The following is a 15,791-nucleotide window of genomic DNA, read 5'->3' on the forward strand; positions in this document are numbered from 1 at the left end:
CAAGACACCTCGTCAGAACGCGATGCGAGCACCGATGACAGCAAACCAATCTTCTGTGCCGCCGCCGCTCGCTTCAGCCAGGTCGGCGCTATCGCCATACTTACGCTCGTGCACCACACCCACGTAGGGTGAGAACGCACGGTCGATCAGGTCGTAGCTGAGTCGGAGGCCGGTTTCGGTGGAAACTAATCCCTTGCCGACGCCGATCTCTTCATCCTCACTGAAAGCTACTGAGGCATCCAGCGTTGCCGCCAAAATCCAGTAGTTGGTGAACAGCAATTCGTACTCAGCGTCCAGTTCGGCTGACGTATCGCCATCCTTGCTGACATACAGATTTGCATCGATCTCAAACCATTGGGGCGCCAGCCCGGCCACACCGAGAACCGCATACGTACGGTCCGGCCCCTCGGGCGTATCGAAACGCACGCCCGCTTTGGCGTCGAAGAATTTGGAGATAGGGATCTGGCCGACCAGCTGGTTTTCCAGCGTTTCGTAGGCCTGCTCCTCTATCTCGTACTCCCCGGTTGTGAGCAGCCGGACTTTAAAGTCGTCGGTGCCATAGAAGGCATCCGCATTCCAGACGCCCAGCTCCTCGTCATCGTCGCTGTAGCGGTACTCAAATTCCTCGAATTGAACACCCCAGGTTGTGAGCGGCTGTTTTCGAGCGGTCGTGTCTGAGATCATTTCCTGAGCTGTCACCGCCGTTGAAACACCAATAGAGGCAAGGAAGCTGACTGCGACAATTGATCGAATACAGCTCATACCTCACCTCCATCTTTGGCAATCACGTCTGTTTTGGCTCAGGAATGGTCGGACTACCGCGACCTGCAGCAGCGCTTGGCTGCCGGGTCTGCCGGCGCGAGCGAGCTCGAGCAGGCGCTCACCGGCTGGTTCAAGCGGCGGATCGTGGTACTGCCCAACAGTCACGCCACCGGCGACCAGTCGATTCGGGACATGGTCAATGCCACGCCCCCGGGACTCGACACCCACATGATGGGTATGCAGAACATCAAGGGCACCGGGCTCGACTTTATCTATCGGTGGCAGGCCTGGGACCGGCATTACCAGGATGGTCAGCAACTGCTGGCGGACGATCCCGCACGCGCCCTTGCGGCCGCTCGCAGCCTGGCCGCGGTCGAGGATTTTGGCTGGCTGGATTTCGACTACATGACGCCGCTGCTGACCCGGGCGGCGGAGTTGCCGGGCAATCAGACCCAGGCCATTCAGTCCGAACTGGCGCTGATTCGCAGTCAGCTAGACCAGTGCTGCGAGCGTCTGCAGCGCGCCGATGCCACCAAGCGCGAGAGCAGCCGGGGCGAGCGTCTGATCGATGCCCTGGAAGCGGTGCTTGATGCCGGCGCCGCGGTCCGGCGGCGCAAACGGGTCGGGCAAATCTACCGGGACCTGGCGGGTCAGCGCATCAGTCATGAACGGGCGGCGCTGGAGTTAAAGCAGATCAACCGGTCGCAAAAAGGCGGGTGGCTAAAGGAGCGTTTGTTGCGAGGCGGATCTGGCTCTGGATGAACGCAACAGGAAGGTTATCACTCACCCTCCCGAATCAGCTCTTGGCATTCACCAAAAAAATGCTGAATATAGATTATATAAATTTCAATTATAAAATCAGAGGCACTAAAGTGGTCGTCAACGTCAGCACACCACTCCGGAAAGAGCTGTGAAGGCTGACCTCGGAATCCGCTTTAAGTGGGTTCCGTACCGACTAAGAAAACCAACGTAGAAAGGATTGAGATCATGCCCTACGCACAAGACGTTGACCAGATTACCTCCCTGTTGAAGCAGCATCCGACCTGGAATGCCATCAACCCGAAGCACGCCGCCCGCATGCGTGCCCAGAACAAATTCAAGACTGGCCTGGATATCGCCAAGTACACCGCCAAGATCATGCGCGAGGACATGGCCAACTACGACAACGACACCGCTCAGTACACCCAGTCCCTGGGCTGCTGGCACGGCTTCATTGGTCAGCAGAAGATGCTGTCCATCAAGAAGCACTTCGGTTCCACCAAGCGTCGTTACCTGTACCTGTCTGGCTGGATGGTAGCCGCTCTGCGTTCAGAGTTTGGTCCTCTGCCTGACCAGTCCATGCACGAGAAGACTGCCGTTTCTGGCTTGATCGAAGAGCTTTACACCTTCCTGCGTCAGGCTGATGCCTGGGAACTGAACCACCTGTTCCGTGCCCTGGAAGAAGCCGAAAACGCCGGTGACAACGCCAAGGCCGAAGAACTGATCAAGCAGATCGACAACCACGAAACTCACGTTGTACCGATCATTGCCGACATCGACGCCGGTTTCGGTAACGCCGAAGCAACTTACCTGCTGGCCAAGCAGATGATCGAGGCGGGTGCCTGCTGCATCCAGATCGAAAACCAGGTTTCTGACGAGAAGCAGTGTGGCCACCAGGATGGCAAGGTAACTGTGCCGCACGCTGACTTCCTGTCCAAGATCAACGCTGTACGTCTGGCGTTCCTGGAGCTGGGTGTGGACGACGGTGTTATCGTTGCCCGTACTGACTCACTGGGCGCTGGCCTGACCCAGAAGATCGCCGTAACTGAAGAGCCGGGCGACCTGGGCGACCAGTACAACAGCTTCATCGATGGCGAAGTGATCGAGAAGGCTGAAGACATCAACAACGGCGACGTTGTTATCAAGCAGAACGGCCAGCTGGTTCGGCCGAAGCGTCTGGCATCTGGCCTGTTCCAGTTCAAGCCGGGCACTGGCGAAGATCGTGTTGTCCTCGACTGCATCACCAGCCTGCAGAACGGTGCTGACCTGTTGTGGATCGAAACCGAGAAGCCGCACGTTGGCCAGATCGCAGCCATGGTTAACCGCATCAAGGAAGTTGTGCCCGACGCCAAGCTGGTTTACAACAACAGCCCGTCCTTCAACTGGACTCTGAACTTCCGTCAGCAGGTATTCGACGCGTGGCAGGAAGAAGGCAAGGACGTTTCTGCATACGACCGTCCGAAGCTGATGAGCGAAGAGTACGACAACACCGAGCTGGGTCAGCTGGCCGACGAGTGGTGCCGTAACTTCCAGCGTGATGGTTCACGTGAAGCGGGTATCTTCCACCACCTGATCACTTTGCCGACATACCACACTGCGGCCCTGTCTACGGACAACCTGGCCAAGGGCTACTTCGGTGATGAAGGCATGCTGGCTTACGTTGCCGGCGTACAGCGCAAGGAAATCCGTCAGGGCATCGCTACCGTTAAGCACCAGGACATGGCTGGTTCTAACATCGGTGACGACCACAAGGAATTCTTCGCTGGTGATGCGGCTCTGAAGGCCGGTGGTAAAGACAACACCATGAACCAGTTCGGTTAATCGATCGGTTCGGTTGTCACTCCCGGAGTTATCCGGGAGTTATCCAGAAAAGCCCCGCCAAGTGCGGGGCTTTTTTGTGTCTGCAGTTAAGGCTGGCTGGAGCTTGCATTGCGGAAACGCTCAATACGCTCCTCCGTGGCGGGGTGGCTGGAGAGTATATCCCCAAGGCTATCCCAGCGGCTGGGTACCTCTTTTTCTGTTCGGCTGGAACCGGTGCTGTCTACATTATCGCTGGTGCTCAGCCGGGTCATGATCGTGGCGAAATGGGCGGGGTCGAGACCGTTTTTTTGCATCATCGCCAAAGCATATTCATCGGCCTGTCGTTCCATCTCTCGCGAATAAGACAGGCTCATCAACACCGCCGGAACCACCACCGTCGAGTCCGAAAACGCCGATAAATCACCGGTCATCATCACAATCAACCAGAAGGTCAGCGACGACTGCACCATGCCCTGCATGCCATGGCGGTGGGCGACATGGCCAATCTCATGCGCCAGGATCGCCGTCAGTTCGTCATCGTGTTCAGCCAGCGCGACCAGGTCATCGGTAAAAATCAGGGTGCCATCAGGCAATGCCAATGCGTTAGCGCCAATGGCGGGGGAGGCGCGAAACACCACGTTCAGGCTCTGTCCGCCTACTGGTGCCAGCAGCGTAGCAAAATGCTCCTGCAGCGTTTGCTGTCGTTGTTGCGGTAATTGCGAGGGTTCAAGCCACGTATCGTCCAGAGACGCCAGGGTGGTTTCACCCACTTGCTCGGCAACACTATCTGGCACTGCGTGGGCGATTACCTTGGCGGTCCAGGGCACGCCGTACACGAACGCGAATGCGGTTGCGGCCACCGTTGCCACCGCAGCCAGCAGAATCAGGCCAAGATTGTTCTCCAGCCGGTGAACCAGGCGGGTCAGGCGCCCGCTGGAAGAGCGCCGCGCAAGTTGGTCGACCAGATCGTTGTGGCGAGTTTCAAACACGGCATCGTTGGGCAGGTGGAGATAGCGGGGCGTGTTGCCCACCCGGGGGGAAATGTTCAGTTCTTGCCAGCTCAGTGTTTGTTGGCCAGATGGGGTGGCCAGAACCAGCACGCCTCCGGCAGAACGCAATAGTGCGTCCTCCCGGAGGGAGCTGTCGCCAGAATAGAACTGTCCTTCAATGACCAGTTCAGACTGCGGCGAATTCGACATCGAAGGCGTCTCCCAGTTCCTGTCCCAGTGCGCTGGTTCGAGTCTGCTCGGCCGCAACGAAATGGTTCAGGTCACCGGAAATTACCATGGAGGTGCAACTTGCCCGATAGCGGGCCATGCGTACCTTGGCCCAGGGGGTGAAGAGGCCCAGGGTCAGCACCACAAGCAGACTGTTGCTCAGGTAAATCCATACCATCTGTGCCGGTTTAAGCTCGGATTCAAAGCTGTGATCGGCCAACTGGGTGGAATTGAGGAACAGGTTGGTGATACCCGCCATGAAGAACCCGAAGAGGGTCAGGTAACCGACGCCCGCAATCACCGCCGCCAGCACCGGCATTCCAGACCGGGAGGCGAGGAAGGCGGCGACGGCGAACCCGGCAATCATCAGCAACGCCTTGCCGAAGAGCAGGTAATACACCTTGGTGGAGGCTGTCAACTCGAACGGCGTGGTTCCGTAGCGGCTGCCGTTGGCAAGGAAGGCGTGGGTTTTTTTCAGCACCAGAGGTGTCAGCAGTGTCAGACACAGCAGATTCAGGATCGGCCACACGAAGGCCACCATGAAGGCCTCTCCGTACTTGCCCTGGAAATCGAAACGAATGTTGCGGTAGGCACTATTGATCGCGGTGAAGCGCAGTGAGCGGGTCATGATCCAGGGCGTAACGAATATAAACGCTACACCAAAGACCACGGCAGCCTCGATATACAGGTTTGCCAGCGCAACATAGGCAACCAGAACGGCAAGCGCGATCAAACGGCCTTTCAGGATAGTGATGGGATTGGCCAGGTACTGGAAGCTGGAATCGTCCAGGCGGGTGTTGCCATAGAAATACTGGTTGTTACGAACCGTTGCCCAGGCTGAATAGATGCCCAGGGTGACGATGGTCAGAAGAATGTTAACGATCCAGATACCGAAATATTCGCCACCTCGACCGGTAAACTCGATGGAGGCAAGCCGCAGGTCCTGTGCTTGCTCAGCAGGTGCCTCTTGAACTCGGATGCGGACATCCGCACCGGCCTCTGTCAGCTTTTTCTGATAAATCTGCGCGTCGTCATAGCTGAGATTGGATTTAATGGCGGATGACGATGACGGGGATAAAAGGCGTTCGATTCGCTCTTCTGTCGCCTTGAAGAGATCTTGAAGGTTGGCCTTTACCTGGCGTCGTCGAAGCCAGGGAGAATCTGGCCGTTGTACACAACTTGATAAAGCTCATTCGACATATCAATTCCTTATGGTTCCGTCCTACGTGACAGGACCGCGGTCCTGGCGGTGCTTTTGTACTTTTAAGAACAGTAACCTAAGCGACATTACCAGAAATTCATTCTAGGTATGTGAGCATTCTTGCATTTTATGTGTTGGTTTGTGAGCGAGGTGGTTTAGCCATTCAGTTTAATTTTTAACACTTATGATTCCGCCTATGTCTCTGAATTAGCACTTTTATCCCGTGATATACCGAATTAGCGCCGAACGACCTGTTTCAGTGATGCAACACATGGGGCTCTCTTGATGTGTCTAAAAAAACGCCCCTTTCAATAAAAACCTTTTAATATTAAGGTCTTGCGTTAATTTCACAAAAGCTGGCACGGCAATCGCTAAGGCCTATCTGTGGATCGGACCCTGCGAAATCCGACGGCTAGCGGATGGGCCTGGATCCCTCACAAGCCAATAACATCAAAGGAATTGACGCTATGAACACTAACAAAAGCTTGCTAGCAATTGCCGTTGCACTGGGTTTGGGCCTGTCAGGTTCAGTTTTGGCTGATCCGATCCTGGGCGGAGACGGAGATCCCAACACCAATGCCAACGACAGTTCCGCTGCGCTGAACGATGTAGCCAACACCGACGACAATTCCGATAACTCCGATAACTCGGATAATTCGGATAATTCCGACAACAGCAACACTGCGACCGATTCATTCAAGATCGCCGACAGTGGCAACGATATGTCGGACAACTCGGACAACTCCGATAACACCGATAATTCGGACAACTCCGACAACTCGGATAACAGCACTGATGTCGCCGACTCCTTCAAGATTGCCGACACTGCTAACGATAATTCGGACAATTCGGATAACTCCGATAATACCGATAATTCCGATAACTCCGACAACTCGGATAACAGCACTAACGTCACTGACTCGTTCAAAATTGCCGACAGCGGTAACACGGACGACAACTCCGACAATTCCGATAACTCAGACAATTCGGACAACTCGGATAACAGCACCAACGTCACGGACGCGTTCAAGATCGCCAACAGTGGCAATACCGACGACAACTCGGACAACAGCACTAGCAACGATCTCGATCTGTCCCTCAACGTGTTCCTGAACAACGCCGATCTCGATGGCAACGTTTCAGGCACCACCGTGAACTACGGTAACGCCAGACGCCAATCCGAGACCTACGCCAAGCACTACAACAAGATCTCGGATAATTCCGCGAACTTCACCGGTGTGGGCGCATTCGCGCAAAACAATGGCCATGGTTCAGTTAACCAGGCCAACGTCAGTGTGCAGTCCAATCTGTCAGCAGGCGGTAACTGAAGCACGATGGTTGCGCCCCTGTAGGGGCGCAACCCGGTTACCACCGGGAGGCATGTCATGACTGACATCGTCAAAGGGATGCTGAAAGCGGTTGGCGCGGTGTTGATCCTTGGATCGGCACCTGCGGTCTTTGCCGAGGACTTGATGGAGCTGACTCCCATGAGTGCAGATCAGCTGGAGGGATCCAGCGGGCGCCAGGGCGTACCCCTGCAGTGGCAGCTTAACGAAACGGAGCAGAGTGCCGTGGTGACTGGCAATGTGTTATCAGGACACTCGGTGACCGGTGACAACATGATCACGGATCAGGCATTCAGCAATATGAGTGGTATTGCCACGGTCATCCAGAACACCGGTAACCAGGTGGTGATTCAGGACAGCACCCAGGTCAATATTCTCATCAACCATTAGCGGGAGGTGGACCATGGTAACGCGGAGGCTTGTGATGCTTGCTGCAGGCGCTGCCACACTGTGGTCCACGGCCTTTGCCGGCAATGTGATGGTGCCGGGCCTGGGCGGTGGTCTCCAGTTAGAGGTTGAGAGCTATCAGGAAAAGCGTTTTAGCTCGATCATGCGCCAGCAGTATGACTTCAGCTGTGGCTCGGCCGCTGTCGCGTCCCTGTTGTCGTACCACTATGGGCACGAGGTCACTGAAGCAGAAGTGTTTCGGGGCATGTTTTCTCTGGCCGACCCCGACAAGGTGCGCCGGGACGGTTTTTCCATGCTTGATATGAAACGCTACCTTGAATCTGAAGGCTATCGCGCCGACGGTTTCCGACTGCCCTTAACGGGCATGCGAGAGAAGGTGGCCCTGCCGGCGATTGCGCTGGTAACACTGGACGGCTTTCGGCACTTCGTGGTCATCAAGGGCATCAGTGAGCGTGAGGTCTATGTCGGCGACCCTACTCGCGGCCTGAGAGTGTACCCGAGAGCACAATTTGAAGAATTCTGGGATGGTTCTGCCTTTGTGATACGCAGTCATGTAGCGCTGGGGCGCAAGACGTTTGATCGGGATGGAGGCTGGCCGCAATACGTGCGTGCACCTCTGTCCTCAAGGCCGGACGGCCCATCCTTGGGGCACACCCTGCCTTATTGGCCGACGCCAAGGGAGTGGTGACAGCATGAATAAACAAAGAGCGAACAACCGAAAATCATGGTCTGTGATACTGGTGGTGGTAACGGTGGGGGCTCTATCGACCGCCAGGGCGGATGCGGTGTTTCCGGGGCAGCCACTCAGCGATGTTGAACTGGAGTCTCTGCGAGGTGGCTTCTTTCTCGATAATCTTGAAATTTCGATTGGCCTTGAACAGATCGTTTCGTTTGACGGTGAGACTCTTGCCATTAATCGTCTGACGATCCCGAATCTGAACCAGATTTCCAACGGCCAAGTGGTGGCCCATACGGTGGAGACACACGTGGCTAATCTCAGCGCTGCCAGTAACGGCCAGTCCCTGGTCTCTACAGTAACGGAAGGTGGTGGCTGGATAACGCTGATTCAGAACACTCTAAACAGGACCACTATCCAGAATAGCCGGCAGCTCAATATCCAGATGAACAATCTAGGGCCAGCGCTCAACCGCATCCCAGAGGATATGCGCGAACCGGTGATACAGTTGCTTGGCTATTGAGGGCTAGCCGCAATTAGGACTAGCCCAATACTGTAGATTCAGAGAGTGAATGGCAGCCTCAGGGTTAGTTCGCTGCTTGGTGCGTTTTCAGTGACCCCTACACTTACTGTCAGGCTCAAGTTTGTATTGGGCGTCAAACGTTGCGAGAGTCCAAACGACAAAGAACCGATCTGGATGTGATCGAATGTGGATGCAAATAGATCACTGTTATTCTCAAAACTGGTCCGTTGAATGATCGAGTGATCGTAACCCAGGCTGAATGATGTTCGTTCGTTGAACGCAAACCCCATACCGAAGCCGAGGCGAATTACATCGCCAGGATCAATCCGGCCACCATTATCAGAGCCCTGATCTTTCTCCTTTGTCCATACATAACTGATGCTGCCGAACAACACGGCTGGATCGGAGGGATAGATAAACGAGAGCCCGGGTTCGAATGACCAGAAGCCGGAGCCTGTTGGCCGTTGTTCCAGTTCGGTGCCGATCGGATTACCTTCACTGTCCTCCACCACGCGCCGATCCACATCATAGGGGCTGTCCCCGGTTGGGGCCTTCACCCGGAACACGCCTATGACATAGGGCCAGCCGTCCAGGCCATCATTCAACTGGTAGCGTGCGGACAGCTCGACATCGCCCAGGCCTTCACCAGAGGACTCGCGAAGGGTATCGACCGGAGTGCCCTCAAACGCCTGCCGTTCACGAAGGTCTTCGCTGATCCTCAGCCACGGAATCCGTATGTCGGTTTCTAATCGGCTGGTGATGCCGTACTTGAGGGTCAGCGAGGTCACAAAAATATCCCGCTGGATCTCCGAAATGTTGATTAGCCCCACAAGCAATGCCGGAATCACGGTGTAGCCTTCGATGGCAACGCGGGTGGAGTTGCTGTGGGCGTGTGAGAAGGCCGGTTCGATGGTCAGCCGGCCGGGGCGGGTGACTATGCCTCGGTCGGTGGTAATCGAGGCAATTTCTGTGACCTGTTCCGCTCTGCTGTCGGCGGCTTCGGACGTGACCTGAGCGGAGCTGTTCGACTCTGACTGCGCAAATCCCAGGGTGGGAATCAGGCAGGCGCAGGTGAGCAATTGAATACGAGGTGTATTGATCATGGTAAATCTCCCTTCGGGGGCGAACCCTGACGGTAATGGCCGCCAGAGTGGCCTCTGTTGTACTTCTCCATGAGCCGGTAAAACGAAACCCGGGAAATCTTCAGAATCCGCGCAGCGGCGGAAATATTGTGATGGGCAAGGGCCAGGCTACAGGAAAGCGCCTGGCGTTCCGCCCGGGCACGAAATTCCTCCAGACTGAGGTTCGAGGTGGCGGTGTAGCCAGTGTCGTTGCCGGCGTTCGCCAAACCCAGATCTTCGGGTGTGATTTCATCGCGGTCGCACAGCAGCAAGCCCTGGCGGAGTCGATTCTGCAATTCCCGAAAGTTGCCGGGCCATGAGTGGTTGACCAGACTTCGGGTCGCGGCATCGCCGAGAGTTTTGTGCTCTGCGCCAAGTGCTGACGAATCCAGTAGCGCTTCGGCCAGGTCCGGAATGTCCTCGCGCCGTTCTCTCAGTGGCGGCATTCTTACTTCCAGGCCACCGAGGCGGTAATAGACATCACTGCGGAAGCGCTCCGCTTCAATCAGCTCGGTTAATGGTTGGCTGGCGGTAGTGATGATGCGGCTGTCTATTCGAATGGGATTGCTTCCGCCAATCCGTTCAATCTGGCCTTCCTGCAGAAATCTTAGAATTGCCGATTGTTGTTCCAGATTCAGCTCGTCGATCGAGGACAGGATAAGCGATCCGCCGATGGCCTGTTCCAGACGGCCAGCATGGGCACTCAAGCATGGGTGAAGGCACCTTTTTCGTAGCCGAACAATTCGCTCTGGGTGAGCGATTCAGGCAGGGCGGCACAGTTGACCGTGACCAGCGGCCCGGAGGCTCGGGTGGAGTGCTGGTGGATAAACTGTGCGGCCGCGTCTTTTCCGGTTCCGCTTTCACCGACGATCAACACCGGTTCAGCGGTCACCGAGAATCGGCGAAGCAAATCCCGGGCCTGGCGAATTGCTAGCGAATTACCCTCAAGCACCAGGCTTTGGTAACCGTCCCGCGGCAGGCTGCCGCAGGGCTCACGAATAACTGCCATGCCCCAAAGATGTCCCAGCACCGTATCGAGGCGATCGCTGTCTACCGGCAGGGTGTGAAAATCCGAGCAGTATCGGGTGATCAACTGGGCCGTTCGGGTTCCGCTTATTGGGCGATGGGCAACAACGCCCACCCAGTAGGACAGGTTGAGGCTTCCAGCCAGTGTTCAAACCAGGGTAGTTCGTCTATCGGGCCCTGGCTTAGATCAAGAACGCCGACCCTGGCGCTGACCGGAGGCGATAAAAGTAGTGGCACTGGGTTTTCCGCGTTGAAATCGGTTAATTCCCAACGGGATACCAGGGCATTGCGTACCTTACTATTGCTATGTGCCGCTGACAGCCAGACGAGCGGTCTCTTTTCCGTCATGGCAAACCTCCACAGAAGTGGTGCCTTGGAACGTGACTGCCAGTTCAAGCCCTATTCAGGATGTATGCCACAAAAATTATCAACAAGGCTTTCAGTCGCTTGCAAGATCCGCCACTGAGTCGCTTCGTAATACTGTAAAGGTTGTCGACAGTTGGTGTGGCACCCGCCAGTGAATGCATCTGTTATGCTGAATAAAAATTGGAAGACAACGTAGCTTATGGGCGATAGAAAACCTTTGAACACAATGAAAGACGAGCTGCTGCAAGAACTGGAACGGACTCGACAACGCACCCGGGCACTTATCACGTCGTTGCCGGAGGCGATGCTCGACGTGCCCTACCATCCAGGTGTAAACCCGCCGCTTTGGGAGATGGGGCATTCCGCGTTCTTCTACGAGGTCTTTGTGTTCAATCTTCTTGACGGTATCGCCAGTTTCAATCCAGCCATGGATGATCTCTGGGACTCCTTCCATATTGAGCATCGGGATCGCTGGAGCCGTAATTTGTTTCCGGGGCGCGAGGAGACGCTGGCCTATTTCGATACCGTTTATGACCGGGTTGCGGAGCGTATTCTCAGCCAGTCACTGGATGACCGGACCCTGTATCTGAATCGTTACGCCATTTTCCATCAGAACATGCACATAGAATCCATGATCTGGTGTCGTCAAACGGTCGGTTATACGGCACCGCCAGATGCAAAATCGATTCGACGGGCGCCTGGTGAACCTGTCACGGGCGATGCTTCATCCCGGCCGGACGCTGGGTGATCGGCATGCCCGGGGAGTCTGAGGCTTACGCGACGACAGATTTTGCCTTCGACAATGAGAAACCAAGATTTGAAGTTGAGCTGGATGCATTCGCCATCTCACGATTACCGGTGTCCAACGCCGACTTTCTGGTCTTTGTGGAAGACGATGGTTATCGGAAGCCCGAGTACTGGTCGTTTGGAGGCCGGAAGTGGCTTCAAACTGAAGTGGATGTGGCCCTGGTGCATGGCAGTACCGAACCTTTGGTCAGAGCGCCGCGTCACCCGCTTTACTGGCGCTGGCATGAATGCCAGTGGCAGGAGCGGGTGTTCGATCGCTGGCAACCGCTGAACGAAGACGCCGCCGTGACGCACATCAGCTATTGGGAGGCGGAAGCATACTGTCGCTGGGCTGGACGGCGGTTGCCGTCTGAGTACGAATGGGAAGTCGCCGCGCTGGGCAATCGTCCGGAGGGGCCGTTCCAGCGTTATCCCTGGGGGAATGCACCTGCGGACGCCACCTTGGCCGACCTGGACGGCCAGGCTTTGGGCCAGAGCCCAGTCTACGATTACCCGGGGGGCGACAGCCCGTTTGGCTGTCGGCAGATGATTGGCGGCGTCTGGGAATGGACCAGCAGTCAGTTTTTCCCCTACGACGGTTTCAAGATCGATATGTATCCGTTCATGTCCACCCTGCAGTTTGGTGATCACAAGGTCACTCGGGTGGCAGCTGTGCGACGTCATCCTGCCTGATTCGGGGCACCTACCGGCAGGCATACTTGCCCCTGCGTAACGACGCCTTCACCGGGTTCCGCACCTGCGCACTCTGAGGTGTCGGGCCGGTCGCTTCCTGGTTTGTCAGTCGGGGCTGGGCTCGGCCCGGTGGATGATGTGGCTGGCGAGCGCGACACCGGTCTCGTCCATGGTCAGGTAGGCCTCGTTGGCGCCGGCTTCGCGGATCTGGTGCGCCTCGTCCGGGTACATGGTGTGGGCGACAATGTACCCCCGGAATCCGAGCTTGCGTAACATGCGCGCCGCAATCAGTTTACCTTCAATATCGCCCAGGGACAGGATGACAGAGTGTACGGCCGGCATATGCAGGCCATGCCAGAATGAAGCATCCTCGGCGTCGGCAAAGACCACGTTACGGCCCTGTTCCTGGTGCTTTAAGGCTTTGGCCGGATCAGAATCCAGGCCCATCAGGTCGGTCTCATGTTTGGCAACCCAGTCGTAGGCGGCAGTCCCTGTGCGGCCCATGCCCATGATCAGCACCCGGGTATTTCCCACGGACAGTGGCTGCTCATCCGGGTGGTGTTTCTGGCCTTCAAACCGGCTCAGGCCAGCGGCATAGCGCTCGAAAATGGCGTGGGCGAACCGGTTAAGGGGCGCGGAAATCACAAACGAGATTGCCACCGAGATTGCCAGCGGTACCAGCCAGTCTGGCAACGCTACGCTGGCGACAATGAGGCCAAACTCGCTGTAGTTGGTCAGTGCCAGAGAGCTGAGAAAGCCACTCCGGGCCCGCAATCGGAACGCCAGCAGCAGAAAGAAGAACAACAGGCCTTTCAGCGGCAGGACCAGGGCGGCGACGATGGCAAAGATCAGTGATTGCTGATCAGGCAAGCCGCCGATGCCGATCTGTAAGAAGAAGCCAACCAGGAACATCTCCTTAACGCTCCACAGGGACTTGGACAGCTCCTGGGAGCGGGGATGGTTGGCGAGAATAGCGCCAAAAATCAATGCCCCCAGTTCCGAACTGAGCCCCACCGATTCAAAACCGTAACCGCCCAGTACCAACGCCAGTAACAGGCCTAACAGAACCAGCAGCTCATCGTGGCCGCTGGCGTCCAAAAGGCGGAACAGCAGAGGACGTAGCAGTGGCAGGCCAAATACAATCAGCGCCCATTGCGAGGGCGTCTGGCCGGCGGCCAGGCTCATCACCACGAGGGCGATCAGGTCCTGCATGATCAGGATGCCGATGGCGACCCGGCCATGGAAGGCTCGCAGCTCCCGTTTCGATTCCAGCACCTTGGCTGCCAGTACGGTTGAGGAAAACGACAGGGCTATGGCCAGCATCAACGCCGTCTGCCAGGACAGGTCCATTAGCAGATACAACCCGGGGGCGAAAATCACACAGGTGATGGCAAAGTGCAGCAGGCTGCCACCAATGACTTCCGGGCTGACGATGGACTTGAGCTTGAGTTTAAGGCCGACGGTGAACAGCAGGAGAAGCACGCCCAAGTGAGCGATGTGGCCAAGGGCATCGGTCGCCTCGATGGCAAGCCCGGTTACTGCGGACAGGCCGCTGAGCAGAAAACCTGCGGCGAGGTAGCCCACCAGGGGCGGTAGGCCAACGCCTTTGACCAGCAAACCAAGGGCAAAGGCAAATGAAATCCAGAGAGCTTCAGGCATAGGTCCGTCTTTTTTAACTCAGGGCTCTTGTTGCAAGGCTATCCTGTTTTGCTGGTCTGGTGTAGCCGCTGGTTGCAGAATCTCTCTGAATTTACTCGGAATATAGGACTTTCAAAAAAAAGCCCGGTCAAAAACCGGGCTTCATATCCGTCAGTAGGATCAGGATTGCTCGCGGGTGATGGCCCGGAAGGCAATGTCTTTGCGGTAAAAGACACCGTTCCACTGGATCTTTGCGGCCAGCTCGTAAGCACGCTGCTGGGCCTCGGTGACGGTCTTGCCCAGGGCAGTGGCGCAAAGCACGCGTCCGCCGTTGGTGACCACCTGGTCACCCTGGAGTTTGGTGCCGGCGTGGAATACTTTTTCGCCCTCGGTCTCGGTTTCCGGCAGGCCGGAAATGGCGTCGCCCTTGTTGTAACTGGCGGGATAACCACCGGCTGCCAGTACGATGCCGACGGAGCACGATCGTCCCAGTCGGAGCGACACTGATCCAGTTTGCCGTCGATGGCGGCACCGCATAGCTCGACCAGATCGGATTGCATGCGCAGCATGATCGGCTGGGTTTCCGGGTCACCGAAACGGCAGTTGAACTCGATTACCTTGGGAGTGCCGTTGCCGTCGATCATCAAGCCAGCGTAAAGGAACCCCTTGTAGGGATGACCTTCGGCGGCCATGCCTTGCACGGTCGGGTAGATGACTTCGTCCATGATGCGCTGGTGCACATCGGCAGTTACCACCGGGGCCGGCGAGTAGGCGCCCATACCACCGGTGTTGGGGCCGGTATCTCCGTCACCCACCCGCTTGTGATCCTGGGAGGTAGCCATGGCCAGCACGTGCTCGCCGTCGACCATGACAATAAAGCTGGCTTCCTCGCCGTCCAGGAATTCCTCGATGACGACGCGGCTGCCGGCATCGCCAAAGGCATTGCCAGCCAGCATGTCGCGGATGGCATCCTCGGCTTCGGCCAGGGTCATGGCGACGATGACGCCTTTGCCCGCGGCTAGGCCATCGGCCTTCACCACAATGGGCGCGCCCTGCTCACGAACGTAGGCCAGGGCCTCGTCGGCGTCGGTAAAGTTGGCGTAGGCCGCGGTCGGGATGTTCTGGCGGGCCAGGAAGTCCTTGGTGAAGGCTTTTGAACCCTCGAGCTGGGCGGCGCCGGCACTGGGGCCAAAGACCCGCAGGCCGCGCTCTTCGAACAGGTCAACAATACCAGCCACCAGCGGCGCCTCGGGCCCTACGATGGTCAGGCCAACGTGGTTAGTGGCGGCGAAGTTGGCGAGTCCGTCCAGGTCCATCACATCGATGTTGACGTTCTCAAGGCCTGGCTCACGCGCTGTACCGGCGTTACCCGGAGCAACAAAGACACGGTCGGCCTCGGGGGACTGGGCGGCTTTCCAGGCCAGTGCGTGTTCGCGGCCACCGTTGCCGATCACAAGAATGTTCATGTT

15 protein-coding genes and 1 pseudogene are annotated in these 15,791 nt (G+C 56.9%); 8 read left to right on the forward strand and 8 right to left on the reverse strand.

Annotated features, from left to right (window positions below):
* Nucleotides 1-12: 12 nt before the first annotated feature.
* The gene (locus tag AU14_RS17870; protein WP_041343157.1) at nucleotides 13-762 is read right to left on the reverse strand and encodes a copper resistance protein B; all 750 of its coding nucleotides are present in this window, start codon (nucleotides 760-762) and stop codon (nucleotides 13-15) included.
* A 33-nt stretch (nucleotides 763-795) separates the two neighbouring features.
* On the opposite strand from AU14_RS17870, the gene AU14_RS17875 reads away from it, so the two are divergent.
* Together AU14_RS17875 and AU14_RS17880 are read left to right on the forward strand one after the other, a co-directional pair.
* The gene (locus tag AU14_RS17875) at nucleotides 796-1,524 is read left to right on the forward strand and encodes a hypothetical protein (RefSeq protein ID WP_041343160.1); all 729 of its coding nucleotides are present in this window, start codon (nucleotides 796-798) and stop codon (nucleotides 1,522-1,524) included.
* Nucleotides 1,525-1,749: 225 nt separating this feature from the next.
* On the forward strand, nucleotides 1,750-3,342 hold the full coding sequence (locus AU14_RS17880; RefSeq protein WP_041343163.1) for an isocitrate lyase: 1,593 nt from the start codon (nucleotides 1,750-1,752) through the stop codon (nucleotides 3,340-3,342).
* 86 nt (nucleotides 3,343-3,428) lie between these two features.
* Here the strand turns inward: AU14_RS17880 and AU14_RS17885 are convergent, their stop codons facing one another.
* Nucleotides 3,429-4,520, reverse strand: a complete 1,092-nt coding sequence (locus AU14_RS17885; protein ID WP_041343166.1) for a M48 family metallopeptidase — start codon at nucleotides 4,518-4,520, stop codon at nucleotides 3,429-3,431.
* Nucleotides 4,498-5,628, reverse strand: a complete 1,131-nt coding sequence (locus AU14_RS19235) for a YjgN family protein (protein WP_330218000.1) — start codon at nucleotides 5,626-5,628, stop codon at nucleotides 4,498-4,500. Before AU14_RS19235 ends, AU14_RS17885 begins: the two co-directional genes overlap by 23 nt.
* A 578-nt stretch (nucleotides 5,629-6,206) precedes the next feature.
* Here AU14_RS19235 and AU14_RS17895 point away from each other — a divergent pair.
* The 4 genes from AU14_RS17895 to AU14_RS17910 are packed head-to-tail and all read left to right on the forward strand — an operon-like array spanning nucleotide 6,207 to nucleotide 8,692.
* Nucleotides 6,207-7,067 (forward strand): hypothetical protein, encoded by an 861-nt coding sequence (locus tag AU14_RS17895; RefSeq protein ID WP_041344103.1) that lies wholly within the window; start codon nucleotides 6,207-6,209, stop codon nucleotides 7,065-7,067.
* Between the two features lie 57 nt (nucleotides 7,068-7,124).
* On the forward strand, nucleotides 7,125-7,475 hold the full coding sequence (locus AU14_RS17900; protein ID WP_041343172.1) for a hypothetical protein: 351 nt from the start codon (nucleotides 7,125-7,127) through the stop codon (nucleotides 7,473-7,475).
* 34 nt (nucleotides 7,476-7,509) lie between these two features.
* Nucleotides 7,510-8,181, forward strand: coding sequence for a C39 family peptidase (locus AU14_RS17905; RefSeq protein ID WP_052472121.1), 672 nt, complete (start codon nucleotides 7,510-7,512; stop codon nucleotides 8,179-8,181).
* 4 nt (nucleotides 8,182-8,185) lie between these two features.
* Nucleotides 8,186-8,692, forward strand: a complete 507-nt coding sequence (locus AU14_RS17910; RefSeq protein ID WP_148312784.1) for a hypothetical protein — start codon at nucleotides 8,186-8,188, stop codon at nucleotides 8,690-8,692.
* 38 nt (nucleotides 8,693-8,730) lie between these two features.
* On the opposite strand, the gene AU14_RS17915 is transcribed toward AU14_RS17910, so the two are convergent.
* Genes AU14_RS17915 through AU14_RS23050 form a run of 3 tightly spaced genes read right to left on the reverse strand, consistent with a single transcriptional unit; the run spans nucleotide 8,731 to nucleotide 10,954 of the window.
* A complete protein-coding gene (locus AU14_RS17915; protein WP_148312785.1) occupies nucleotides 8,731-9,795 on the reverse strand; it encodes a transporter in 1,065 nt (354 codons plus the stop codon).
* Complete coding sequence (locus tag AU14_RS23045) at nucleotides 9,792-10,520, reverse strand: sigma 54-interacting transcriptional regulator (RefSeq protein WP_052472123.1); 729 nt, start codon at nucleotides 10,518-10,520, stop codon at nucleotides 9,792-9,794. Before AU14_RS23045 ends, AU14_RS17915 begins: the two co-directional genes overlap by 4 nt.
* On the reverse strand, nucleotides 10,517-10,954 hold the full coding sequence (locus tag AU14_RS23050) for a sigma 54-interacting transcriptional regulator (RefSeq protein WP_052472124.1): 438 nt from the start codon (nucleotides 10,952-10,954) through the stop codon (nucleotides 10,517-10,519). The genes AU14_RS23045 and AU14_RS23050 overlap by 4 nt, the downstream gene beginning before the upstream one ends.
* A 477-nt stretch (nucleotides 10,955-11,431) precedes the next feature.
* Here AU14_RS23050 and AU14_RS22420 point away from each other — a divergent pair, with 477 nt between their 5' ends.
* Together AU14_RS22420 and AU14_RS22425 are read left to right on the forward strand one after the other, a co-directional pair.
* Nucleotides 11,432-11,953, forward strand: a complete 522-nt coding sequence (locus tag AU14_RS22420; protein WP_236744207.1) for a DinB family protein — start codon at nucleotides 11,432-11,434, stop codon at nucleotides 11,951-11,953.
* Nucleotides 11,954-11,958: 5 nt separating this feature from the next.
* Entirely contained in the window at nucleotides 11,959-12,684 is a 726-nt protein-coding gene (locus tag AU14_RS22425; protein ID WP_236744208.1) for an SUMF1/EgtB/PvdO family nonheme iron enzyme, read from the forward strand.
* A 105-nt stretch (nucleotides 12,685-12,789) separates the two neighbouring features.
* Here the strand turns inward: AU14_RS22425 and AU14_RS17930 are convergent, their stop codons facing one another.
* Nucleotides 12,790-14,343 carry a cation:proton antiporter family protein gene (locus AU14_RS17930; RefSeq protein ID WP_041343179.1) on the reverse strand — a complete coding sequence of 518 codons (1,554 nt, stop codon included), beginning with the start codon at nucleotides 14,341-14,343 and terminating at the stop codon, nucleotides 12,790-12,792.
* Nucleotides 14,344-14,502: 159 nt separating this feature from the next.
* Nucleotides 14,503-15,788: pseudogene (gene purD, locus AU14_RS17935) on the reverse strand (phosphoribosylamine--glycine ligase).
* Between the last annotated feature and the right edge of the window lie 3 nt (nucleotides 15,789-15,791).

Origin of the sequence: Marinobacter similis, from assembly GCF_000830985.1 — a bacterium.
GTDB classification, from domain to species: Bacteria; Pseudomonadota; Gammaproteobacteria; order Pseudomonadales; family Oleiphilaceae; genus Marinobacter; species Marinobacter similis.